The sequence below is a fragment of the Sutcliffiella horikoshii genome, assembly GCF_019931755.1.
Taxonomy (GTDB): Bacteria; Bacillota; Bacilli; order Bacillales; family Bacillaceae_I; genus Sutcliffiella_A; species Sutcliffiella_A horikoshii_E.
The window spans coordinates 3,621,969-3,646,784 of sequence record NZ_CP082918.1; the positions used below are offsets into that span (position 1 = coordinate 3,621,969).

23 protein-coding genes are annotated in these 24,816 nt (G+C 42.2%); 5 read left to right on the plus strand and 18 right to left on the minus strand.

The genetic code is table 11. The features are described from left to right. Nucleotides 1–36 precede the first annotated feature (36 nt). From K7887_RS18720 to K7887_RS18730, 3 genes are all read right to left on the minus strand, one after another. The gene (locus tag K7887_RS18720; protein WP_223491140.1) at nt 37–1,821 is read right to left on the minus strand and encodes an acyl-CoA dehydrogenase family protein; all 1,785 of its coding nucleotides are present in this window, start codon (nt 1,819–1,821) and stop codon (nt 37–39) included. 231 nt (nt 1,822–2,052) lie between these two features. Beyond that, complete coding sequence (locus K7887_RS18725; RefSeq protein ID WP_168862893.1) at nt 2,053–3,231, minus strand: acetyl-CoA C-acetyltransferase; 1,179 nt, start codon at nt 3,229–3,231, stop codon at nt 2,053–2,055. Nucleotides 3,232–3,437: 206 nt separating this feature from the next. Continuing rightward, on the minus strand, nt 3,438–5,822 hold the full coding sequence (locus K7887_RS18730; RefSeq protein WP_223491141.1) for a 3-hydroxyacyl-CoA dehydrogenase/enoyl-CoA hydratase family protein: 2,385 nt from the start codon (nt 5,820–5,822) through the stop codon (nt 3,438–3,440). A 234-nt stretch (nt 5,823–6,056) separates the two neighbouring features. Here K7887_RS18730 and K7887_RS18735 point away from each other — a divergent pair, with 234 nt between their 5' ends. Beyond that, nucleotides 6,057–6,203: a YuzL family protein gene (locus tag K7887_RS18735; RefSeq protein ID WP_223491142.1), complete on the plus strand. Its 147-nt coding sequence runs from the start codon at nt 6,057–6,059 to the stop codon at nt 6,201–6,203. A 41-nt stretch (nt 6,204–6,244) separates the two neighbouring features. On the opposite strand, the gene K7887_RS18740 is transcribed toward K7887_RS18735, so the two are convergent. Then, complete coding sequence (locus K7887_RS18740) at nt 6,245–7,162, minus strand: proline dehydrogenase family protein (protein WP_223491143.1); 918 nt, start codon at nt 7,160–7,162, stop codon at nt 6,245–6,247. A 278-nt stretch (nt 7,163–7,440) separates the two neighbouring features. Here K7887_RS18740 and K7887_RS18745 point away from each other — a divergent pair, with 278 nt between their 5' ends. From K7887_RS18745 to K7887_RS18755, 3 genes are all read left to right on the plus strand, one after another. After that, entirely contained in the window at nt 7,441–7,722 is a 282-nt protein-coding gene (locus K7887_RS18745) for a hypothetical protein (protein WP_223491144.1), read from the plus strand. A gap of 17 nt (nt 7,723–7,739) precedes the next feature. Beyond that, the gene (locus tag K7887_RS18750) at nt 7,740–8,078 is read left to right on the plus strand and encodes a spore coat protein (protein WP_223491145.1); all 339 of its coding nucleotides are present in this window, start codon (nt 7,740–7,742) and stop codon (nt 8,076–8,078) included. Between the two features lie 194 nt (nt 8,079–8,272). Next, entirely contained in the window at nt 8,273–8,914 is a 642-nt protein-coding gene (locus K7887_RS18755; protein ID WP_223491146.1) for a hypothetical protein, read from the plus strand. A 60-nt stretch (nt 8,915–8,974) separates the two neighbouring features. On the opposite strand, the gene K7887_RS18760 is transcribed toward K7887_RS18755, so the two are convergent. From K7887_RS18760 to K7887_RS18780, 5 genes are read right to left on the minus strand one after another with little or no spacing between them, the layout of a single operon-like run. After that, nucleotides 8,975–9,226: a YusU family protein gene (locus K7887_RS18760; RefSeq protein ID WP_088019441.1), complete on the minus strand. Its 252-nt coding sequence runs from the start codon at nt 9,224–9,226 to the stop codon at nt 8,975–8,977. Between the two features lie 46 nt (nt 9,227–9,272). Next, entirely contained in the window at nt 9,273–10,025 is a 753-nt protein-coding gene (locus K7887_RS18765; RefSeq protein ID WP_223491147.1) for an IucA/IucC family C-terminal-domain containing protein, read from the minus strand. Beyond that, nucleotides 10,022–10,840, minus strand: coding sequence for an ABC transporter ATP-binding protein (locus K7887_RS18770; protein ID WP_223491148.1), 819 nt, complete (start codon nt 10,838–10,840; stop codon nt 10,022–10,024). Before K7887_RS18770 ends, K7887_RS18765 begins: the two co-directional genes overlap by 4 nt. A 17-nt stretch (nt 10,841–10,857) precedes the next feature. After that, complete coding sequence (locus K7887_RS18775) at nt 10,858–11,913, minus strand: FecCD family ABC transporter permease (RefSeq protein ID WP_223491149.1); 1,056 nt, start codon at nt 11,911–11,913, stop codon at nt 10,858–10,860. Beyond that, nucleotides 11,910–12,914 (minus strand): FecCD family ABC transporter permease, encoded by a 1,005-nt coding sequence (locus K7887_RS18780; RefSeq protein ID WP_223491150.1) that lies wholly within the window; start codon nt 12,912–12,914, stop codon nt 11,910–11,912. The genes K7887_RS18775 and K7887_RS18780 overlap by 4 nt, the downstream gene beginning before the upstream one ends. Nucleotides 12,915–13,092: 178 nt before the next feature. Between K7887_RS18780 and K7887_RS18785 the strand changes: the two genes are divergently transcribed. Beyond that, on the plus strand, nt 13,093–14,079 hold the full coding sequence (locus tag K7887_RS18785) for an ABC transporter substrate-binding protein (protein WP_223491151.1): 987 nt from the start codon (nt 13,093–13,095) through the stop codon (nt 14,077–14,079). 105 nt (nt 14,080–14,184) lie between these two features. Here the strand turns inward: K7887_RS18785 and K7887_RS18790 are convergent, their stop codons facing one another. From K7887_RS18790 to K7887_RS18830, 9 genes are all read right to left on the minus strand, one after another. Beyond that, entirely contained in the window at nt 14,185–18,366 is a 4,182-nt protein-coding gene (locus tag K7887_RS18790) for a DUF6359 domain-containing protein (protein WP_223491152.1), read from the minus strand. Between the two features lie 303 nt (nt 18,367–18,669). Then, nucleotides 18,670–19,941 (minus strand): DUF3994 domain-containing protein, encoded by a 1,272-nt coding sequence (locus K7887_RS18795; protein ID WP_223493701.1) that lies wholly within the window; start codon nt 19,939–19,941, stop codon nt 18,670–18,672. Between the two features lie 111 nt (nt 19,942–20,052). Next, the gene (locus K7887_RS18800; protein WP_223491153.1) at nt 20,053–20,811 is read right to left on the minus strand and encodes a (S)-benzoin forming benzil reductase; all 759 of its coding nucleotides are present in this window, start codon (nt 20,809–20,811) and stop codon (nt 20,053–20,055) included. A gap of 15 nt (nt 20,812–20,826) precedes the next feature. Beyond that, nucleotides 20,827–21,282, minus strand: a complete 456-nt coding sequence (locus K7887_RS18805; protein ID WP_223491154.1) for a site-2 protease family protein — start codon at nt 21,280–21,282, stop codon at nt 20,827–20,829. A gap of 153 nt (nt 21,283–21,435) precedes the next feature. Next, nucleotides 21,436–22,218 carry a sulfite exporter TauE/SafE family protein gene (locus K7887_RS18810; RefSeq protein ID WP_223491155.1) on the minus strand — a complete coding sequence of 261 codons (783 nt, stop codon included), beginning with the start codon at nt 22,216–22,218 and terminating at the stop codon, nt 21,436–21,438. A 158-nt stretch (nt 22,219–22,376) separates the two neighbouring features. Beyond that, nucleotides 22,377–23,504 carry an MBL fold metallo-hydrolase gene (locus K7887_RS18815; protein WP_223491156.1) on the minus strand — a complete coding sequence of 376 codons (1,128 nt, stop codon included), beginning with the start codon at nt 23,502–23,504 and terminating at the stop codon, nt 22,377–22,379. A 48-nt stretch (nt 23,505–23,552) separates the two neighbouring features. Then, nucleotides 23,553–24,104, minus strand: coding sequence for a sulfurtransferase TusA family protein (locus K7887_RS18820; RefSeq protein WP_399208719.1), 552 nt, complete (start codon nt 24,102–24,104; stop codon nt 23,553–23,555). A 31-nt stretch (nt 24,105–24,135) separates the two neighbouring features. After that, nucleotides 24,136–24,432, minus strand: coding sequence for a rhodanese-like domain-containing protein (locus K7887_RS18825; protein WP_064098870.1), 297 nt, complete (start codon nt 24,430–24,432; stop codon nt 24,136–24,138). Nucleotides 24,433–24,459: 27 nt separating this feature from the next. After that, nucleotides 24,460–24,816, minus strand: a complete 357-nt coding sequence (locus tag K7887_RS18830) for a rhodanese-like domain-containing protein (RefSeq protein WP_223491157.1) — start codon at nt 24,814–24,816, stop codon at nt 24,460–24,462.

Genomic DNA, 24,816 nt, shown 5'->3' on the forward strand with positions numbered 1-24,816 from the left:
CCAGGCTCTCCAATGAGGAGGCCTGGTTTTTCATTATCATACTGTATATTTTTGAGTATCCAATACGACTGCTGCAATTTCGCGTTTCTTCGCAACAACGTTGATTGGTGTGTGGCGAGTGAATTTACGTAGTGCAGAGATCATCATACGAAGTGTATCGCCAGTTTCAGCAGCTACCAATGTCTCTCTTGCATCTGCTTCGATTTGGTTGAACGCTGCTTGACAGAATACTTGCGTGTAAAGGACCTTCAATTTGTTTTTGTCTTCGCCGGATTTTGCGATTGCTTTTTCCGTACGAAGTACTGCAGACTCCATAGCATAGACGTTACTGATGATGTCAGCGATGTTAACAAGCAATTCTTGTTCTCTTTCCAATGCTTTTCCATACTTTTGAGCAACAAGCCCTGTCATTAAGATAGCGATTTTCTTAGCATTTTTTACAAGATATTTCTCTTGCTCCAATACTCCATCGCCAACTTCTTCCGGCATAAGCATCATTAATTCTTCTTGTAGGCTTTGCGCTTTTTGGATAAGTGGAAGTTCGCCTTTTAATGCTTTACGCAGGTACGTTCCCGGAACCAATAAGCGGTTGATTTCGTTTGTTCCTTCGAAGATACGGTTGATACGGGAGTCGCGGTACATTCTTTCTACTTCGTACTCTGCCATAAAGCCGTATCCACCATGGATTTGAACTGCTTCATCCACTACATAGTCAAGCGTTTCAGAACCGAATACTTTATTTAAAGAACACTCAATTGCATATTCAGCAACAGCTTTTGCCACGGCATTAGGATCTTTCTCTTCTTCTTTAGTCAAGCGACCCATGCTGTCTTCGAAAAGGCCGACAGTACGGTAAACGGAGCTTTCTGTTGCATAGGTTTTAACAGCCATGTTTGCAAGTTTCTCTTGGATTAGGGAGAACTTTGCGATTGGCGTTTTGAACTGTTGGCGTTGGTTTGCATACGTTGCTGCAAGCTCAATTCCACGCTTGGATCCACCAACTGTTCCAACAGCCAATTTGTAACGTCCGATGTTAAGAATGTTAAATGCGATAACGTGGCCGCGACCAATTTCACCAAGAAGGTTTTCTTTAGGTACTAATGCATCTTCCAAGATCAATGTACGTGTAGAAGAACCTTTGATCCCCATTTTCTTTTCTTCCGGTCCAGTGGAAACCCCACCAAACTCACGCTCTACGATGAAGGCAGAGAAATGCTCGCCATCGACTTTTGCATAGACAACGAATACATCAGCAAAGCCTGCATTTGTGATCCATTGCTTTTCACCATTCAGTACATAGTGTGTGCCTTCGTCATTAAGCTTAGCTGTCGTTTTCGCCCCAAGTGCATCAGATCCGGAACCTGGCTCTGTTAATGCGTACGCTGCAAGCATTTCACCAGAAGACAGTTTTGGAAGGTATTTTTGCTTTTGGTCTTCATTACCGAAAAGAACGATAGGAAGGGATCCGATTCCAACGTGTGCTCCGTAGGATAAGGAGAATCCGCCCGCTCTTGAGAATTTTTCTGTGATTAGGGATGAACTGATTTTATCAAGTCCGAATCCGCCGTACTCTTCTTGAACGTCTGCTCCTAATAGGCCTAGTTCGCCTGCTTCTTTTAAAAGTTTTACGGAGATATCGAAGTTGTGGTGCTCGATTTCTTCTAGGTTTGGAACTACTTCGTTTACGACGAATTCTTCTGTTGTTTTGGCAATTAGTTTGTGTTCGTCTGAGAAGTCTTCTGGTGTGAAGACTTTTTCTGCGGCGATGTCGTCAAGTAGGAAGCTTCCGCCTTTGATTACGTTTTCTAATGTGTTTGACATTTTGTTTTCCTCCCGTTTGGTTACTAAAAAATAATTTATTGTCTGGATAACTTCCTGTTTCCTTTCTTTCCAGGTGTTCGCTTTCCTAGGGGCGGTGCTTGAGCCTCCTCGCTTCGCTGTGGGGTCTCAAGCTACGCTATCTCCCTCAGGAGTCTCACACCTTGCACTCCAGTCAACAGGATGAATCACGTAATATTAAGCACATCTATTAACCGTTTAAAAACAATCTATTTAAGCCAGTAGTTCGAATACGCCTGCGGCTCCCATTCCTCCGCCGATACACATGCTGACGATACCGAACTGTTCGTTGCGGCGTTGCATTTCGTGTAGGAGGGTCAGGGTCAGTTTGGAACCTGTGCATCCAAGTGGGTGGCCTAGTGCGATTGCTCCACCGTTTACGTTCACTTTGTCTTCATCAAGATTTAGTTCGCGCATGACTTGGATTGCTTGGGATGCAAATGCTTCGTTTAACTCTAGTAAGCCGATATCGGAAAGCTCCAAGCCTGCCAGTTTAAGTGCTTTAGGAATTGCTACTACCGGGCCGATTCCCATTACTTCCGGTGGTACGCCTCCAACTGCGAAGGATCGGAATTTAGCGATTGGTTTAAGACCAAGTGCTTCCGCTCTTTCTCTTTCCATCACAAGAACAGATGCTGCTCCGTCACTTGTTTGAGAAGAGTTTCCTGCTGTTACGGAACCTTTTACATTAAATGCCGGACGAAGTTTGCTCAATACTTCCATGGAAGTGCCTGCTCTTACTCCTTCATCCTGGCTGAAAGTGAATGTTGATTCTTGCAATTTGTGGTTTGATCCGACCTTGCGCAATGTTACATCCACAGGTACGATTTCATCCACGAATTTTCCTTCTTGAATCGCTCTTGCGGCACGCTCATGACTGCGAACAGCGAACGCATCCTGGTCTTCACGGCTTACTCCGTATTTCATTGCTACTTGTTCTGCCGTGTGACCCATTCCCATGTAGTACTCTGGTGCGGAGTCAACAAGTCGTGCATTGGGTCTTACTGTGTGGCCTACCATTGGTACCATGCTCATGGATTCTGCTCCACCGGCGATTATGGATTCAGAATGTCCAAGCATGATTCGCTCTGCTGCATATGCAATGGTTTGCAAGCCTGAAGAACAATATCTATTTATCGTGATTGCAGGTACGCTTGATGGAAGTCCAGCCAATCCTCCGATGTTTCTTGCCATGTTCAGTCCTTGTTCCGCTTCTGGCATTGCACATCCGAAAATCAGGTCATCGATTGGACCATCATAATTTCCTGCTCGTTTTAGTGTTTCTTTTACTACTAATGCCCCTAGATCATCTGGTCGAACTGTAGCTAGTGATCCTTTTCTTGATCTTCCGACTGGTGTTCTTGCACCAGCAACAATAACCGCTTCTTTCAAAGTGCTCCCCTCGCTTTTCTAGTAGTTTAGTAGATTTCCATTTAACACCGCTGTTGATTTCCGCAAATGGCTTCGCTTTCCTAGGGGCGCTGCTGGAGCCTCCTCGGCAAGCCTGCGGGGTCTCCACCTAGCGCTATCTCCCTCAGGAGTCTTCGCCTTTTGCTCCAATCAACAGCTATGAAATTTATCTAACATTATGAGTTGGTTTAGTTACGTAATGGTTTTCCTTTTACTAGCATGTGTTGCATGCGTTGTTGGGATTTTGCTTCGCCAACTAGGCTGAGGAATGCTTCTCTCTCAAGGTCTAGTAGGTACTGTTCATCTACTTCTGTTCCGAACGGTACATTTCCGCCTGCGATAACGTAAGCAAGCTTTTTGGCGATTTTTAAGTCGTGCTCGGAAATGAATCCGGAGTATTGCATATTGTGTGCTCCAAGCATTAAGGTTGCATAGCCTGTTTCTCCCACTACAGGTACTTTTCTGCGCACAGGTGCTGTGTAGCCTGCATCATACAAGCTTGTTACCGCCTGCTTCGCATCATGAATTAGGTGGTCACCGTTGAAGCTGATTTGATCTTTATTATTAAGCAAGTGCAGATCTCTTGCTTCCGCTGCAGAAGTAGAGACTTTTGCCGTCGCAATTTGTTCGAAAACTTTGTTCGCTACTTTTTGCAGGTCAAATTCAAGTCCTTGTGGCATGCTGTTTAAGTGCTTCATGTAAAGCTCTTTATTTCCGCCTCCACCAGGGATCAAACCTACACCGACTTCTACAAGACCCATATACGATTCACTGGATGCCTGAAGTTGGCTTGTTGGGAGACAGATTTCTGTTCCTCCTCCGAGTGTCATGCCAAATGGCGCTGCCACAACCGGTTTGGAGCTGTATTTTATATTCATCATGGCTTGTTGGAAGTGCTTTACAACCATTTCTATTTCAAAATAATTGTCATCTTGTGCTTCCATCAGAATCATCGCAAGGTTTGCGCCTACGCAGAAATTCTTGCCTTGGTTCCCGATTACAAGTCCTTTGTAGTTCTTATCCACTTCTTCAAGCGCGTAGTTCACCATCTGGATAATATCAAGGCCAATCGCATTGTTAGGAGATTGGAATTCAAGTAGTGCGACATCATCTCCAAGATCGATTAAGCTTGCACCTGAGTTTTTCTTAATAACACCTTTTGTTTCTTTTAATGTTTTTAAGTGAACAACTTTCGGATTTACTTCTAGCGCTTTGTAAGTGCCGTTTTCATAAAATAGAGTTGTTCCACCATCTTTTTTGTAGAAAGAACGGTGGCCATTTGCTAGCATTTCGTCGACCCATTTCGGAACAGTGATTCCATCTTCTTTCATTTTCAGGACTGACTGTTCTAGACCGATGGCATCCCACGTTTCAAATGGACCATGATCCCAGCCGAAGCCCCATTTCATTGCTTGGTCAATTGCCACGATATCATCGGCGATCTCACCAAGTAACTCTGCGGAATAGCTCAACACCGGTGCAAGAATGCTCCAAATCAGATTTCCAGCGCGGTCATCAGCATATACAAGCGCTTTCATTTTGTTGCTGTAGCCTTTTGCTTGTTTGCTCATTTCCAACGCAGGAGTTTTCAACTTTTTGCGTGCGTCATATTCCAATGTTTCTGGGTTAAGTTCCAAAATCTCTTTTCCTTGTTTTAGGAAAAAGCCTTGACCCGACTTGGAGCCCAACCAGCCTTTTTCTTTCATCTTGTTCATGAAATCTGGAATGCGGAATACTTCTTGTTCCTTGCCTTCCACTTTTTCGTAAACATTGTTGGCTACATGGATGAATGTATCCAACCCTACAACGTCAAGTGTACGGAATGTTGCACTCTTCGGTCTGCCGATTGCAGGACCAGTAACGGAATCCACTTCTCCGACACTATATCCGCCCTCAAGCATTTCATTAACTGTTACAAGTAAGCCATACGTTCCAATGCGGTTGGCAATGAAGTTTGGCGTATCTTTTGCAAGCACGATTCCTTTTCCTAATACATCTTCACCAAATGTTTTAATGAAGCTGACAACCTCAGGACTAGTGTCTTTAGTTGGTATCACTTCGAGTAATTTCAAATAACGCGGCGGGTTAAAGAAGTGAGTTCCAAGGAAATTCTTTTTGAAATCTTCGGAGCGTCCTTCTGCCATCGCCTCAATGGAAATACCGGATGTGTTGGAACTGATGATGCTACCAGGCTTGCGGTGTGAATCTACTTTTTCAAATAGTTGTTTTTTGATTTCCAGGTTTTCAACAATTACCTCAATGACCCAGTCACAATCGGCAATTTTCGCTATATCGTCTTCTAGGTTTCCTGCTTCAATTAGAGCAATATTAGATTTGGATGTAAGTGGAGCTGGTTTTTGCTTTAATAATTTTTGTACTGCTGTATTGGTAAATTTGTTGCGGATTACTTTATCAGAGAGTGTTAAGCCCTTTTGTTCTTCTTCACTCGTTAATTTGTTAGGAACGATATCTAACAAGATTGTAGGAATTCCAACGTTTGCTAAGTGTGCGGCAATGCCGGATCCCATAACTCCCGATCCGATTACAGCAGCCTTTTTAATACTTTGTTTCATTCTTCCTCCCCCTTGATAGTTGGTTTTAAAAGTTAGTAACAGATTTTTGAATGAATGCTCATTCATTTTTACCACAAAAAAATATCTCCTTTGTAAGAGTTCCCTTGGTTCTAACTATAAAGTATTTTGAAAATTTTCGCAATAAATAAATGCGAATTTACCATTTTATTTTCTAATATGTGCTGCATGTAGCTCATTGGTGTGGGAAAAATGAAAAAGTGGAGGTGAGACATCATGGCAAAGTTGAAAAAGCAACCTTCTCAAGCAGCTAAAAGTGCGGCAAGTGTAAAAGGAAACGCTGGTCCGACAATGGAAATGGACTATCGTGGTAAAAAGACAAGTAATAACCAACAGTACGGAAAACAGAACATGGAAGACTGAGTTTATAGAATGCAAAGAGCGTGCTATCGCACGCTCTCTTATTATTTCTTGATGATTCCTTTTAGTACGAACGCTACGTTTGCAGGGCGTTCTGCCAGTCGGCGCATGAAATATCCGTACCAGTCTGTACCGTATGGAACGTATACACGCATTTTGTAGCCTTCTTTTACGAGTTCCAGTTGGCGCTCTGGGCGGATCCCGTAGAGCATTTGGAATTCAAATTGGTCCTTGGAGATGCCATGTTTTTTCACGATTTCTTTTGTGTATTCAATCATGGCATCATCATGAGTGGCAACAGCAGTATAGTTTCCGTTCAAAAGATGCATTTCAATGATTTTCTTGAAGTTATCATCCACATCTTTTTTATCTGGAAAAGCAACTTCCGGTGATTCTTTGTAAGCTCCTTTAACTAAACGGAGATTCGGACTGTACTGATTTAGGTCTTCCATGTCTTTGACCGTTCTGTACAAGTAAGCCTGTATGACCGTTCCGACATTGTCATACTCTTCCCTCAACTTTTTGAATACATCTATCGTTTTCCCACAACGGGAGTAGTCTTCCATGTCAATCGTGACAAATACACCGTATTCTTTTGCTGCATCAAGGATTCTACGCATGTTTTTCATCACAACTTCTTCAGAGATATCAAGCCCCATGGATGTCATTTTCAAAGATAATTGAGAATCAAGGTTCTCGGTGCCGATTGCACGAATAGCTTCAATTGAGTTGTCTGCCATTTCATTCGCTTCTTTTTCCGTATCAATAAATTCACCCAAATAGTCAATGGTGACACAAAGGTCTTTTTCGTTAAGTTCTTGGATGCACTTTACCGCTTGATCGATTCTTTCCCCTGCAACAAAACGGCCAGCACCGAAACGCAATCCGTACTTTCTTGCCATTTTGGTTAATGACTTGCTTTTGGATAGATACAAAAATGTATTGCGCATTACCTGTTCCATTTGATATTCCTCCCGCTTCTTCTTGGTGTCCCTCTCCGATTGCTTTATTCTATTTTTCTGAAACTTTATAGTAAACGCTTTCATTGAGTGTAAAAATAAAATTACACCCTCATTTTATCATCTTTTCAAATATTTGAATACAAATTATTTGTCGGGAAATAGTGTTGATTACTGTCGCATTTTTAAGCTTCTTGGGTATGGTGAATTTCCCGGTTCGTACATATTTTTTCGCTAAAAGGATACTCTACATTTGATAGATTATGATAGGAGGTCGTTGTATGCAACAACAGCAACCACAGCAAAATACTACCCAGCAGCCTGGAAATTACCCACAGCCGCCAAACGTTGTTACGACAAAAGATTCTTTATACTTTGCAGATATGCTTTCCTGGAATTTACTTGCGATGAAGAAAGCGCACTTTTTTGCAAGCCAATGTCAGGATCAGGATGTCATCAATGCGATTGAAAAAGCCGGCCAAATGCATCAAAGACATTATCAAAAGATTTTGACTCACTTACAAGGTCAAAATCAAATGCAGCAACAACAGCCACTTCAATAGAAAGGAGGACAACCTATATGACTCAACAAAAAATCCAGAATCCTGAATCGCAGGTAGCCAAAACACCTCAAATGAATGATCGCGATTTCATCAACGATATGCTCGCGACGGAAAAATATATGACTGACTCATACAGTACTGCACTAAATGAAGCAAGCAACCAGCAAATCTACACAGACCTGCTTGCGATTTTTAATGAAACTCAAAATTGTCAGCGTGAACTTTATAATGTCATGTTCCAAAAAGGTTGGTACGGACTGGAGCCAGCTGATCAGACGAAACTTCAACAAGAATACCAGCAGTTCCAAGGCTACACGAACCAGTTTCCTTATGGAAATAACGGGATGATGCAGTAATTGTATAAAGCGACGGGTGAAGCCTGAAATTCGGCTTCTTTCGTTGCTTTTTTTGTTCTTTGAAGGTCTTTTACAAAATCGTATCTTCCCCTCTACCCTTCAGCATATTTTCCGAAACCCGAAGCTTATTAATTTAGGTAAATTACTCCAGTTAATTGTGGTAAAATTAAACAAAATATTTTAGGGGAGATTGGATGAAACGTTTATTTGCTCTATTTTTGATAGGAGTTTTGGTCAGTGGTTGCTCCAATACAGAAAATCATCAAGAAAAAGTCACAGAATTAGAAAATGAAATAGCGGAAGTCTATGCACAACTAGAAGAGAAAGAAATGGAGATAGAAACACTTTCTCAACCATCTATGGAAGAAGAAACTGGAGAGTTCATCACGATTCCAAAAGATCAAGTACCTCTTCTATGGAGAGATGTTGATGCACAGCTTTGGGATTACTTAATAAATGATTCGCTGGCGGAAGAGAACGGCTGGGAGAAAGGCATTACCAATTGGCGGGAGTGGGATGGCGAATATGACCAAGCTCTAGGGTCTGCCAATCAAACTTGGGAATCCCCGGGAGTGCTAATGAATGCATGGATGTTGGACGTAGGATTAAGTAATGGACTTGGTATGGATGTGTGGGAAATTAACACTAGGATTGATTTTTCGGATGAAGCTATTGCAGAAGGGTATATCATGAGTTATGGAATGCGGGATGATTCCGTATCGGGAAGCGATATAAAGCTTTCGATGTTGAAAGAAAATGATTTCTGGTATGTGGAGAAGGCGGAAGTACGATTTAGGTGTTCGCGGGGTGTTAGTGAGGATGACCTCTGTTTGTAATCAACAATTTTGATAATAAATAAAGCCTTGATTTGCAAATTAGCAATCCAAGGCTCTCCCTTATTTCCCGCTTTTGGCACGGTGGGCGTCATTCAATTCTTTGATTTCCTTAATCAGTGCCATCATATCTTGCTTTGCGTCTGGATATTGCTCATTCCAATGCTTAACAAGTGGTGGCATTGATTTTGCGATATATGTATAGAGCACCCATGCTTTCACATTTTCCTTGTGCTCTTCTGTCACTTCCCCTAAAAGAAGTTCCGTGTACTTTTCTAATAAACCGTCCAATTGTTGGTCGAGTTTTTCGTTCATCGGCAGAACCTCCCCTCAAGCTTTTGTTCCATTATAGTGAAGTCCATCACACATTACAATTCAATGGACACGTAGAGCATCGGGATCCTTCACTGTTGGTTTTATAATAGTAGCAGCAGGTAGTTCGCATTCTGATCTCAGCTTGGTGCAGTTCTACGAAGGTTTTCGGCTTGTAGAACAATGCTGCTGGATTTCTTTTCATCCCAAATAAGGCAGGGTCGGCCTCCAATAAACTTTTAAAATCTTCTTCTTGGTATGGCGCGTCAAGCTGCTGATTAGGAAGAATGGACTCATACATCCAGTAGATATAAAGCACAACATTTTCCCATAATGTTTGGCGGGATACCTTTGCCTCTTTGGACATACGTTGAATCAACGGGGCAAACACTCCGTTGAAAAGCTCATTAAAATGCTGAACTCTCCACTCCTCTCGGGTTCCAAATTCCGTGACCTCAACTGCTTGCACCTCTGTATAACGAAGCTTTGGTAGCCAAACATCATTTTCCACATAAGAATCAATCCAAATGTTAGCTGGATCCACTTTTAAGGTTTTATTGAATGCCGTCATGGAAAGCAAACAGTTTACCGCAAGGAATCCTAATCTTTTCATGAGAAGCGATGCGGCAACGTCCATTTCGTCTGTGCCCAATGCAGCCTTAACTTTCGTCAAATACGCTTCCGTTCCGTCGTGGATAAGTGAATGTAAGGATATAGTATCTTCTACTTGTGCCTCTCCTGCTACAAACCGGCAACTCTCTTCTAGAAAACGAAATTCCTGCTTTGTGAGCGTGCTCATCATGCTCTTAGTCCTTCCAAATTGGGAACCAAGCATCTGCCGCGACCGTGCGGAATGCATAATGGTGTTCCAAAAAGTGGATCAGTTGTTACTTGGCAATTCATATCAAAGACATTTTTGACAAGATCGCAGTTGATTACTTCTTCTGGTTTGCCTTGCGCATAAATCTGCTTATCGCGGATTGCAACTAAGTGGTGTGCATAGCGACAGGCAAGGTTAAGGTCATGAAGCACCATGATAATCGTACGGTTTTCTTTTTCATTTAACTCAAAAAGAAGGTCGAGAATTTCAATTTGATGTGTAAGATCCAAGTAGGTTGTCGGTTCATCTAGTAAGATGACATCTGTTTCTTGTGCAAGCGTCATTGCAATCCATGCGCGCTGACGCTGTCCGCCTGATAGTGAATCGACCGTTCTTTCTGCAAATTCTTCCATGCCTGTTGCACGAAGCGAATCCCAGACTACCTTTTCATCATGTTCCGACCATTGCTTTAACCATGATTGATAAGGGTAACGGCCTTGTTTTACCAATTGAAGCACAGATAACCCTTCTGGTGCAGTCGGTCCTTGTGGAAGGATGGCAAGTTGCTTGGCAATATCCTTGGTGGATTGGCCGGAAATTGCCTTTCCTTCAAGGAGCACATTTCCTTGTTTAGGCTTTAACAAACGAGCAAGTGAACGAAGCAAGGTGGATTTCCCACAGCCATTTCCACCGATAAAGACCGTAATCTCCCCTTTAGGGATTTGCAGATCTAATTCCTCAATAATGATGGATTCACCATAGGATAATGTAAGTGACTGGGTTTCTAAAGCATTCATGTTACTTCCACCTCTCGTTAAGAATTTCTCGTTTTATAAAGTAGATAAATAAAATACGGTGCTCCTATTGAAGCGGTAAATACGCCGGCCGGGATTTCAAGTGGCGAAAACAAAGTTCTGCCAATTAAATCGGCCAGCATGACCAGGAATGCTCCGATAAATGCGGATGTAGGGATCAACACTCCAAATGATGAGCCAACAAGCCTGCGGGCAATATGGGGAGCCATCAAACCAACAAATCCAATTCCTCCTGCAAATGCAACCGCGCCACCCGTCAGTGCCGTACTCAGGAAAAGCAAGCCCACTCGGTGTTTATTGACAGCACCGCCTACACCTGTTGCCACTTCATCTCCAAGTTCTTGTATATTCAATTGCCTTACTGCCATAATGCTGACAATCACAAGTAAGACAGTCCAAGGTAATAAAATTTTGACATGACTCCAGTTTGAGCCGTACACAGTTCCGGTAATCCAAATGTTCGCTTGGCTTGCACGGTAAATCGGACCAAGTAACATGAATAATGTTGTTAAAGCTTGCATCAAGGTGGAAATCCCTATTCCAATCAGTACGAGTCTGATCGGTGATAATCCGTTTTTCCATGCAAGGGAATATACAAGGATCGCGATGGCCGTCGCTCCGACAAATGCACTTAATGGCAGCCACTGAATGCTAACCGTCAGTGAGTTATTACTGTCACTGAAAAGAGCGAGGAACAGGACAACCGCTGTCGAAGCCCCGCCAGTCAATCCTATAATATCAGGAGATGCGAGCGGGTTCCGAATTATGCCCTGTAAAATAGCCCCGGCAACTGCCAGAGAAATTCCGACAAGCAATGCGATGATGATTCTCGGCAGACGGAAGGATTGGACAACAAGCGTCTCCATGGAATCTCCTTGGCCGAAGAATACTTTTATCACATTCCATGGAGAGATTTTCATATCTCCCATACCTGTACTTAAAATAAACAAACTGATGACAGCGAGTGCTAACCCAAAAATAGTAAGTATTGCTTTTTTATCCATAAAGAAGGATAAGCGACCTTTGCCAAGTCGAAACGTTTTATAGTTCTTCATTTTCCGTGGAACCCCCTTCTCGCAATATAAATAAAGAATGGAGTTCCAATTACAGCCGTCATGACTCCGACAGGGACCTCTTGCGGCATAATCACATAACGAGCTCCTATATCGGCTATAAGCAGCAGGATGCCGCCAAGTATACCGCAGTAGGGAGCCAGCCAGCGATGGTCAGTACCCACTAGAAATCTGGCAACATGCGGGATAACTATTCCGATGAATACAATTGGTCCTGCAATTGCAACCGATCCTCCTGCAAGCAAGATGATAATGATTGCAGCCGTAATTTTTAGGAAGCCGATTTTTACACCAAGGCTTGTTGCGACGTCATCCCCCATTGCAAGCAAGTTAATCTTTTTCCCGATGAAAAAGGATGCAAACCATGCAACTGCAATATAAGGAAGTACGGCATACACCATATCAAGACTTCTCCCTTGAACAGAACCTGCCAACCAGAACAGGACTTGATCGAGAGCCGTCTCGTTCACAACGAGCAACCCCTGTGTGAGAGAGGAAAACATAGCCGCAATCGCCGCACCGGCAAGTGTCAGCTTCATCGGAGTCAGCCCCTCACGGCCAAGTGATCCGATAAAATAAACCGCAAACGCAGCAAGGGCTGCACCGGCAAAAGCCAGCCAAGTATAAGTTTGTAAAGATGTTACAGAAAAGAAGGAAACCGCGACTACCACAAAAAAGCTAGCTCCCGCGTTAATGCCGAAAATCCCTGGAGAAGCCAACGGATTTTTAGTGAGCGCCTGCATCCATAGTCCTGCAATCGCTAAGCTTCCTCCCACCACTGCTGCAATGATTGCACGTGGAAGACGAACAGATTGAACAATGATATGTTCATTAGATCCGTCAAAATTTCGGAATGCATCAATAGCAAGTGAAAAGCTGGTATCTGTATATCCATATATAATGCTTGCCACAAAGCTCATTGATAATAGAAGAAACCCGATTATCAATCCAAATACTTTGTGAGTATTTTTACGAAGTAACATAATGTGTACCTTCAATCTATATAACTTTTTATCTAACTATAAGTTTAGGAGAATTAGGAGGAAGTGTCAATGACTTTGAAAATCATTCTCATGAAAGTATTGACATTCATTCTCATCCGAAGTACTATTTATCTTGTGAATGAAAATCATTATCATTAATATACGGGGGCTACATATTATGTTGAAAAACAAAAAGCTATTTTCATTATTTTTACTTACTTTAATTACTTCGCTTGTTCTAGCTGCTTGCTCTGGCAACAATGGCAATAACGCTGGGCAAGAAGAAGATGCTTCTGGTGATACTCCAAAGGAAGACACTTCTTATGAAGTAGAACATGCAATGGGTACAGAAACAATTGAAGGCACTCCTGAAAGAGTAGTTATCCTTACGAACGAAGGTACAGAAGCATTGCTTGCTATGGGTGTAAAACCTGTCGGAGCTGTACAATCTTGGTTAGGCGACACTTGGTATGATCATATCAAGTCTGACATGGAAGGCGTAGAAGTTGTTGGTACAGAAAGTGCGGTAAACTTAGAAGCCATCGCGGCTTTAGAGCCTGACTTAATTATTGGGAACAAACTTCGTCAAGAAGATGTATATGAGCAATTAGATGCAATTGCACCAACTGTTTTTGCTGAAACATTAAAAGGTGACTGGAAAGAGAACTTCCAACTTTACGCAAAAGCATTGAATAAGGAAGAAGAAGGCAAAAAAGTAATGGACGACTTTGATGCACGTGTTGCAGAGATGAGCGAACAACTTGGTGAAAAGAAAGAGCAAGAAGTTTCTATCGTCCGCTTTACAGCTGGAGATGTTCGTATCTACCATAAAGATTCCTTCTCTGGAATTATTTTAGATCAACTTGGATTTGCACGTCCGGAATCTCAAAATGTTGATGACTTTGCTGAAATGAATGCAACAAAAGAAAGAATCCCTGCAATGGACGGAGACATTCTCTTCCACTTCTCTTTTGAAACTGGTGACGGAGAAGCAACAAAAATCAAAGATGAGTGGTTAGAGGATCCATTGTTTAATAACCTTGAAGTCGCGAAGGCTGGAAATATCCATGAAGTTAGTGATGCAGTATGGAACACTGCTGGTGGAGTACTTGCAGCAAACATTATGTTGGATGATATTGAGGAAGTATTTTTAGGGGAAGAGTAATAAGATGGGAGCTGGCACGCATTATGTGTCGGCTCTTTTTTATTGCTCGTTCAGGCACTGAGTACATGCAAAAAAAGAGGAGACCCGAAAGCCCCCTCCACCATTTTACTTTATTTCGCTTCTCTCCACTACATTACCTTCTACATCTTTCACCACTACTGTCAAAGTGTAGCGTTGACCATTGTGGTTGGCAGGAATCGCAACTTCTGTGCTGAACAATTCTTCACTCTCGCCTGTCACTTCATAATTTTCTTCAGAGGAATGTTTTACTCGGCCATGCTTGTCCACCAATTCAACAGAAACCGTGAACTCACGCGCGTCACGAACATGATTGGCAATTGTAGTATTAATCGTTACATTAGATTTCCTTTCAAGCTTCTTTAATTCTTTTCCTTTTGCATCAAGGAACTTGTTTTCAACCGTATACTTTACTTCAGGCTCTTCGTAGGAATCGTATTCTACAATATCATCCACAGAGCGTGGTTTAAGTTGAATTGTTTCATTGAAAATGCTTGAGATCCCCGTAATGGTTACGGTATCGCCATTTTCAAAAGCGAAGTCGCTAAACTTCAGTCCAGTTCGGTTATCTACACGAACTAGTACGGATTCCCCGTCTTTTGTTGCAATGAACTCAAATGTTCCATAATTATTTACTTCTTCCAAATCGGAAATTTCTACTCCTTCAATGGAAACTAATTCACTCTCGTTTCCACTTCCCAGTTCTGCAGGAGTTAACACCTGAACAGCCGGCACATCAGCAGTACCTGTCTTTTCAAATGCACTTAATGAACTGATTTGGAATTCGCCATTATAAGCTCCAACTGCACCTGTCAGTTTTACCACATCACCAGGAACAACATCCTCAGTGTTTTGGAATACATACGTTCCACCAGTTTCATCCTGTACATAAAATCCTTTTTGGCCCCATGCACCAGAAGTTGTAGTAACAACACCTTCAATCGTTACCACACTGCCGTTTGCCGCTTCTCTAGCTTCGGCAATCGTCACAGTACCGATATCACCACCTGGTTCGCCCACTTCAGAGATTCGCCCTTCTGCTACATAATTGATCGGGCCGTCAAAGCTGCGAACAAAGTTAACTGTAGCTTCTAAGTCTTCCGGTCCTGTCACAGGATTTTTACCAAGCTCGCCGATAGGACGGTACTTGCTTCCTGTGGATGTAGCCATAAAGTTGTTTGTTACAACCGTATATGTTGCTTCTTTATCAATCGGTGTTCCATCCGGGAAAGTGATATCTACCACTTTGTAAGTGGAGCCATCCCAAGTATAATGAAAGCCGCTGATACTATAATCTGGTCCATATGGAGCTTGAAGTTGTGCATTCATAATCGTGTAAAGGTCTGCACCTGTAATTTCAAGCTTCATTAGAACATTATTGAATGGCTGGATATTAAACAATTCACCCCAAGTGATGTCCCCTTGATTTAAACTGTCACGGATTCCACCACCATTCATGAGTGCAAAGTCCGCATCCATTTCCGCTTTCATGCCATCAGCAATCAGGTTACCTAGGGCATTGTCCCCTATTTCCCCACGTACACCATAGCCGCCTTCCATGGCAATTTCCGCCACACCAATCACTTCATTCAAAATTGGTGCAATTCTATTTTCATAGTTTGCTAGAATTTCCGCTACAACAGGATCTGGGTCCATTTTACTTTGGTCAACAAATACAATTTCTGCTTCCTTGTTTACAATATCGCCTGTTTCCGGATCGATTTCAAGTTCTACTGCAGAAAATGCTTTTCCGTAATCCAAAGCTTGTACAATCAATTTATTGTCAACAATCGCATTTACAATTTCGTGATTATGAGCTGCAAAAATCACGTCTACTTCATCATCCACATTGTTTGCAAGGTTCGCCGCATCACCAGTAGCAGAATCTCCATCTTGTGATGCAGGCATATGGGAAAGAACCACAATAGATCTAATTCCTTGCTCTTTCAATTCTTGTGTGGCTTCATTAACTGCATCCACTTCATCCGTAAATGTGATATCCTGGATGCCATCCGGGATAACCATGTTTAATGTAGCAGTTGTGTTTACACCGATGAAACCGATTTGTTCTCCGCCAACTTCCAAAATTTCATATGGAGGCAAGAACGTTTCACCACTGTCTTTCCATACACAGTTGGCACAAACATTCGGGAAGTTCATCCCTTCATAGCCTTCTGTACCTTTTCCTTCTGGATGGTCCCCACCGTTTACCATACGTAAGAACTCTGTTGTACCTTCATCAAACTCATGGTTACCAACAGTACCGATGTCAAATCCAATTTCATTCATAATTTCTACAACAGGCTCGTCCTGAAGCAACGCTGCAACCGGAGAGCTTCCACCAATCATATCACCTGCATGCATAATCAGTGTGTTAGGGTTCTGTTCTCTCCGGTCTTTTAAATACGCAGATACATAATCCATACGGCCTGCTGCTGCAACACCATAATCTTCTGCCAAATCATACGTTTGATCTATTTTACCGTGTAAATCATTCATTCCTATAAGCTGGACAGATACAAGCTCTCCAGGATTAGGTTCTTCTTCTCCACCGTCGTCCACCGGAGTGTAACCTGCTGCAATTGCATCTGCTTCATTCCAGAAGAATACACGTTTCTCAACAGGAACATCTTCCCATTCTGTAGGTTGTACATATTCTTTTGTATCTGAGTTTCCAACTGGCTTTGTTAAAGGATTTCCTTCGTAGCGGGCACGGAAAAATGTCGGTAGCTCCAATAATGGATCTGCTGCATTCCAAATTCCTTTGCCAGCATCTTTCGCTTCTTTCACCGCAGTTTGGAATTCGTTGTACTCATTTTCCGGTCCAACCGGATGGATAAAGTACGTTACCGCATATCCTTCTCTAACCATTTCAAGGTTCGTGTTCAGTCTATCTTCCTTGCGTAAAACTTGAGCTAGTAATCTACCATAGTTGTCAGTAGGCTCTTCGCCCACTTTCAGTATTACTTCATCCCCTGGTTGAAGGAGAGTCTGCATATAAGCAGTCGCTTCATTTCCTTTATCTTTTTGGTTCTGATCAAGATCATTTCTTACAGAATGATAGGTTTCCGGCGTATCAATATTCACATAACGTACGCTTTGGGAACCAAATAACGGAGAAGTAATACGGATCGTATCGCCATCCGTTACACGCTCTACTACCGCCGGATATTCACCTGCTGCACTTGGTGGTTCAGGTTGCTCTTCAGCCAATACGATATCGGAAGCTTTTCTAGGCAAAATTTGATACGTATTGTATTGACTAAGGATAGCGGTAATCTCATACCATTTTCCTTCTTCTAATGCATCAATAGCATTAGTACCTTCCATAACACGTAACGTTGTGGAGTTAAAATCACTGTCAGTCAATGTTACATTGTACCCGCCACCAGCCGGTGTAGATGGCTTGCTGGAAACATAACCTGTAACTGTAACAAGCTGGCCCTCTAGAGGTTCAGCAACAGTTGCTGTTTGTAATTCTTCAATTGTAATTGGTGTTGGAGCTGGAAGTGCTTCGTTTTCAGCTAAAATTTCAATGCCATTAGTGTTCGGCATAATTTCAAGCAAGCCGTTATATTCCGCTATCTTCCCTCTAACCTCTACCACTTGACCTTCTACTAGATTTGGAAAGCCTGATAGACTATTAGAAAACAAATTGATTCCTGCTGTTTCATCTTGTATGTAAGTAGATAGTTTCCCACCGCCGATTGCTGCATTGTCTGCTGTGACAACACCTTGGACGATTACTTCTTGTCCTACATTTTTAGTTCGTGCTTCTTCTAGAGTGATAAGTTCTGGTTCTGCTGGAGGTTCAGGCTCTTGGCCGCCATCGATGATGGTGTAATCAGTTGGGCTTCTTAGGCCTGGTACACTGAAGTATGCTGCTAATGAACCTGTAATTTGTATTTTTGCGTGGTGATTACCTGGATTATCAACTAAATTTAATCCACTACGGATGGATCCGCTAGGTAGTTGAACAGGTAACATCTTGGAGAAGTCTGTTTCAGTTGGTGAATCTGCTATAGCTAAGTTTGTGGCAGTGGTAAATGGAGCATCTAAATCATAATTGGTTCCGGAAATCACCGTCCCCACTATATACCCCTCTACAGTCGCAGTCCCGCTATTATTAGCTATAGCTTGCTCGACTGTAATAGCAGTTGACTGCTCTTCTGCTGCATAAGTTGTCAAGTTCATAGCTGGCAAAAGATTAGAGAATGTTAATATGAAAGCTAATAGAATCATGACAACTCTTTTAGAATGATGTCGCATTTGTTTTCCTCCTTTATAATGGTTGGATGTCGTACTTTCCCAATATACTTGAGCTGTGTAAATGCATTGTTGTCTGACGGTAAAGTAATTGTAAAAATTCTAACAACTCCAACTTTATTATGAAGTACAGACATCAAAGAGGACATACGACATATTAACCTAATTTGCTACACTTTATAGTTCAAAAGTTTTAAAAATAATCAGAATAATAGGCTTTTTGTCACATTGTGGTATATATTACTAAAAAATATATAAGAAAAACCGTTTCCTAAGCAAAATCCTAGGAAACGGTCTTATCTATAACTAATGATTTTTCAATTCCAGTACTTCTTTTTCAATCTCAACTGTTAGTGTATCTCCTTGTAAATCCACTATTTGGAAGGTCAATGTTTTCGGAAAGTCTTTTACTTCTTTATAATCTTCCAATGCATCCTCTACCATTAATGTAATGGTGTTCTTTTCTGCATCATGTTTCCACGAACCCATATAGGTCAAAGTTGTACCTGCTGTATAGTCGTTAATGGAATAGCTCGCGAACTCTTCTTCCTGCAGACTCAACCCATAATATACATCTTGGTCGGTGACAACACTCCATAATTCTTTTAATTCAGCAGGAACTTTTTCTGAACTATCTTTAGCGGTGTCAGCTTCCTCTGTTGAAGCCGAATCTGGATTTGCAGTTCCTTCTTTTACATAATAGAATGTGTTTAACGTATCTACATCCAACAGCTGTAATGTGTCATCATGAAAAGCCTGAATGTCCATCGTCATGGTGCGCAGTCCTTCTCCATGTTCAAAGCTGAGAGTCTGACGGAGGTAATCATACGACCAGATACCTTCAATGCTTGGAGTGGACTCGCCATTTGCGTATCCCTCATAATTACCGTCTTCATATAGCTGAATTCCCATTTGGAAGGTACCATCTTCCTGATACGTGCCCCACTTTCCAACGAGCTCGTTTCCATCTTCTGAAACATTCAAGAGGACACTGTCACGATCGATTCCCGCATTTTTATCTAAGTCTTTAAGATCTTGAGTAGTAATGGTTCCATCTCCCACGGGATAAGCATACGTCAGCGACAGCAAAGCATTCGCACGACTGAGCAACAGCTCTCCCTTTTCCACATTTTCTGCACCTGTATTGATATGTGTGAGATCCTCCTTGCTTAGCGCCTCCCTCATGATGCCCAGATACACTTGAAATTCTACCATCGCTTCCTCATACACCTGATCCGCATCCGCATAGACTTCAGGAGGTTCCAACGCCACCAACTCTCTTGTTAAAAGCTCCATGCTATCAATCTCTTCATAGAGTGCATCCAGCATTTCTTGATCGATTGTTTCCGCTTCTTGTAAATCCTTTAGCGTCTGACCAAGCTTTTCATAAAACGCTTTAGTCTTATCAAGAACCTCCACCTCATACTCTTCCTTGCTTACCGGGTTAACTTCCACATTCGCTTCCGCTACTCCCTGTTTATATCCGTTTTCAAATCCTTCTTTAAAATCAGCCACTGCCTGACAACCCGTAAGTGTAAATGTTAGTATCCCAATTCCAACAACCCTTCCAATTTTCACTCTCAACCATTGTTCCTCCATCTCATTTTTTAATATCTAGTTTCACCCTTTCCCTTTTTCCATTAAATAGAAACTTATCCAATTAAAAAAAGCACACAATAAGTGCGCTTCTTAGAGAAATTCTTTTATATCATAGACTCTTCCGTTTTCAACCGTACTTGAAGATATTAGATTTATCATTTTCTCAGCCACAAACGACGGACTTCTTAATTGACCCTCTTCATGATAGTTTTTGAATGTCTCCAAATTGCTGAAGTCCTTTTCATCTGAGCTGCGAATGACTCCTTGCATGTCCGTATCCATAATTCCCGGTGAAAAAGAAAGAATGGTTGTCGGATGTGCAGCTTGACTTTGCTCTAATCCTATCGATTTCGTAAACATATCAAGTCCCGCCTTTGTCGTGCAGTAAGTGTTCCAGCCGTGAATCGGGCGGTTGGCAGCACCGGAGCTAATATTGACGATTACCTTTTTGCAACTCCATTCCTCCGTAAGCCGGATAAATTCGTTGGTCATCAGCATCGGTGTGAGGAGATTAAGGTGAACTGCCTTCGTCATGGAGGCCTCATCCGCTTTCCCCGCAGGCTTAATTGGATCGACCATTCCGGCGTTGTTGATCAAATAAACACCTTCTGCTTGACCGTCTTTCTCTATTTTAGATAGAAGATATTGCACAATTCCCGTTACTCGTTCATGCTTGCTTAAATCCTCTTGTAAAAACGTGAATTCCGCTCCACTCTCTTTTGCAGCGAGTTCCAAGTCCTTATTTTCACTTCTGGCAATACAAATCAGATGATGGTTTTCTTTTAACAGTAATTTTACTGTGGCCTCTCCAAGTCCTTTGGAAGAGCCTGTTACGATAAAATAGTTCATTATTACACTCCCAATCTATCTGTTTTTTACTAGTTTGATGAGCGAAGACGCAACCTGCCAGCCATCCGAACATTTTTCTCCCAATTTAAATGGAATAAGATTGACGATGCCAATCCAGAGGCTGAAATAAACGAACAAGGCAGAAAAGGAAAACTGAAAGGGGGTCCAAAAAGGTAGAACAAGTAGGATTGATAATATGTTAAAGAGTGGACCACCAATGGAAATCCAGGCAATTTCTTTATGGGATAACTCCCTTGTCAGATCATTGCTGGAGTATCCTCCTAAAAAAGGTATAATGTTAATCCTTATCTGTGTACCCTTTAGATTAAAGTCCGCAATCTTTGGACCTATGCCAATCCCGATCTCCGTTTTTTTCACCTTATGAAGTTTTGCCATACTCACATGGCCAGCCTCGTGAATCAGGTGGACAAGTGGTACGACAACGTAGAAAAACATCAATGTATCAAGCATACCAAAGCAACCTTCTTTTTAAGTCGTTGGTTTTATTATACATGAGCAACCAGCTGTATTGGAGGAATTTGGTGTAGAAAAAAAACTCCTGTAGGGGTCAGACCCCTACAGGAGTTTTCATTTTAGTCTCGAATACACTAATGTTATACCTTATTAGATTATATCCAACCAGATTTTTATGGTAGTTGCTAAAATCAATAATGCCAAAATCCATTGCAACACTTTCGTATTTAACTTCTGTCCAAGTTTTGCGCCAATTGGGGCCGCGATGATGCTGGCGATGACCATAACGATTGCTGGTACCAATAGCACCTGGCCTGTCGTAATCTTCCCGACGGTACTACCGATAGAGGAGATAAATGTGATTGCAAGTGAAGTCGCTATCGTCATACGTGTTGGGATTTTTAATACAACAAGCATGATTGGTACGAGCAAGAATGCCCCTGCCGCTCCGACAATACCGGAGCCGATACCAACGATGAACGCTAGGACAGCAGCAAGCGCCTTATTAAAGGTAACTTGATCTAACGGTATGTCATCAATACCTTTTTTAGGAACGAACATCATAATAACAGCTATAAGTGCAAGAATACCGTAAACCATGTTAATACCTTCCGCGCTCATAAGGCGGGATCCATATCCTCCAATAAAACTACCAATCAGGATACTTATTCCCATATAAATGATAAGATCTTTATTTAAATAGCCGCCTTTGCGGTAGGCCCATACACCTGAGATGGTTGCGAAAAACACCTGAACCGCACTGACACCTGACACCTCATGAGCCGTGAGCGCAGTAAGACCAAGCATCGGTGGAATATACAAAAGCATTGGATACTTAATAATCGAACCACCAATACCAACCATCCCCGACACAAACGATCCTATGAAACCTATCGCAAACAAAGCTACAAGCCACATAATATCAAATTCCATAAAGCATCCCTCCTTCAAGGTTGAGGGGGTTTCGACACGAATGCCAAAACTCCTAGAGGGGTCTGACCCCTCATCTAAACTTTTTTAAATATTGATCCGCCCTTCGACACGAAGGGCGGAATTCCTTTGAGGGTCTGACCCCTCTTCACAAATATTTTTTATCCGTGCACCGCGCAACGGTTTGGACCGATTTCCATGTCGCGTTGTTCGTCTTCGGTTGGGTTGATTTTGCCCATGTTTAGTTGGCGGATTTCTTGGTATGCGTTTGGTTGTGGTGGCAGGTTTTCGGAAACGAGTTTGCGGAATTCCGCTTCGTCTTCGATGTTTAGGCCTGCATTGTTTTCAAACAAATCGCCTAGACGTGCTGCCACTAGGCCACCTTCGCCTACTTCGGACATTGTACCGAAGTGAGCCGGCAATACCATTAGATCCTCAGACAACTCTTTGTAACGAGAATAAAGTGTTTCGCGTAAATCTGCTACCCAGTCTTCCGCTTTTCCTGCTAGGTCAGGTCGACCAATGGATTCTACGAACAAGATGTCACCACTTAACAAGAAACGGTTATCCACGACGAAAGATGTACTTCCGATTGTGTGACCCGGAGAGTAGATCGCTTGCACAGCAACCTTCGTTGTACCAACGGTGATTTCCACTCCGTCTTCAAGAGCTGCGTAATCAAACGTTACTTCTTCTGCATCCTTTGGAGGTAACCAGTACGTTGCATTTGTTGCTTCACGAAGCATGCGTCCACCTGAAATGTGGTCGGCATGCAAGTGTGTGTCCGCCACATGTACCACTTTCAAACCTTTCGCTTCAGCAAATGAAATGTACTGATCCACCATACGTGTGGAGTCAATGATCATCGCAGAACCATCAGATTCAACTAGGTAACTTAAGCAGCCTTTTCCGATACGAACGAACTGCCACAGCGTACCGCCATCCGTTAAATCTGCCACCTTAACTGGCTCCAAGTACTCACTCCAAGCTTTCATTCCACCTTGCAAGTAAGAAACATTTTTCACGCCAGCTTCTACTAGCATTTCCCCAACAAAGATAGAAGAACCCTCTTTCGCACATACAACTAACACATTTTCAGATGGAATTTGGTCTAAGATTTCTTCTACCCCATCCATCAACTCAAAGTAAGGTACATTCTTATGCTCAACAGATGCGCCTTCAATTTTCCAATCAGCAAATGCATCTTCGTTTCGCACATCTAAAATAAATAATGATTCATTAGCCAAAATCTTTTTCGTTACATCTTTTGCAGTCATTGCGTTTAACATGAATAAATACCCCCTATGGTATAATTTATTTTAAAAAAATTTATAGTTTTAAGCTGTAGGACCTTCCCACTTGCTCATTCCTGGAACAACATTTTTCACATTCGTAAAACATAGTTCTGTTAATTTCTGAGCTGCCATATCACTGCGGCTTCCTGTACGGCAAATAACATATGTTTCTTTTTCTTTGTCTAATTCAGCAATTCCGCCTTCTAAGTCACCTAATGGAACGGAAACTGCACCAGGAATGTGTCCGAATGCATACTCGGCTGGTTCACGGACATCCAATACAGTAATGCCTGCTTCTAATTTTGCAGCCAACTCTTCGTTTGTAACTACATGAGGATAGTTTTGTTCTTCTTTTTCCTCTTCTGATCTTGCTTTACGGATATAATGTTTCAGTACATCGCCTTCTTCAAGCGTTCCTAAATATTGATGGCCGATTTTATCTGCCCATGCTTTAATATCCGCCTTTGAACCTTTATCTGTTGCTAATACTTCCAATACTTCTCCAGATTCAATCTGGTCGATCGCCTTTTTCGTACGCACGATCGGCATAGGACATGCCAACCCTTTTGCATCTACAGTCAAGTTTACATTCATCAGTAGGTCATCTCCTTTTATGAAAATAATGTTATTCTACGTTACCTTCCCACTCGAGCATTCCGCCAACCATATTGATGACGTCAAAACCTTGGGCTGCCAAGAACATAGAGGCCTTCCCACTTCTTCCACCTGAACGGCAGACCATGAAATGTGTTTTAGACTTATCGATATCTTGCGTGCGGAACTCCAATAAACTTAACGGGATGTTCACCGCTTGTGGGATCTTCCCTGCAGCCACTTCCTCTGCTTCACGTACATCAATAATAGATACCTGCTCGCCAGCAGCAAGCTTTGCTTCTAATTCCTGTGGTGTAATCTCTTTCATGTTTGACAGCTCCTTTTCTATTTAAAATTACCAGGCATTCATGCCACCTTTTACATTTGCAAGCTTTGTGAATCCTGCTTTTTTCAATTGTTTCACGGCTGCATTGCTGCGCATACCGCTTTGACAAATCACAATAGTCTCTTTGTCTTTAGAAAGTTTATTCATGTTGTTTCCAATGGTGTTCAAAGGGATATTCTGAAACTGTCGAATGTGATTCCCTTTGTATTCCATTGGTGTACGAACATCAATGAATTGTTTGTTCTTGTCGTTTAATTCCTGTTTCAAATCAGCCGTTGTTATCTGACGTACTCCGGCAGTCGGTTTCATTCTGCTGATCAGAAAAACCACTGCCAGCCCCATTAAAATATAAGGAAGAAACTCCAT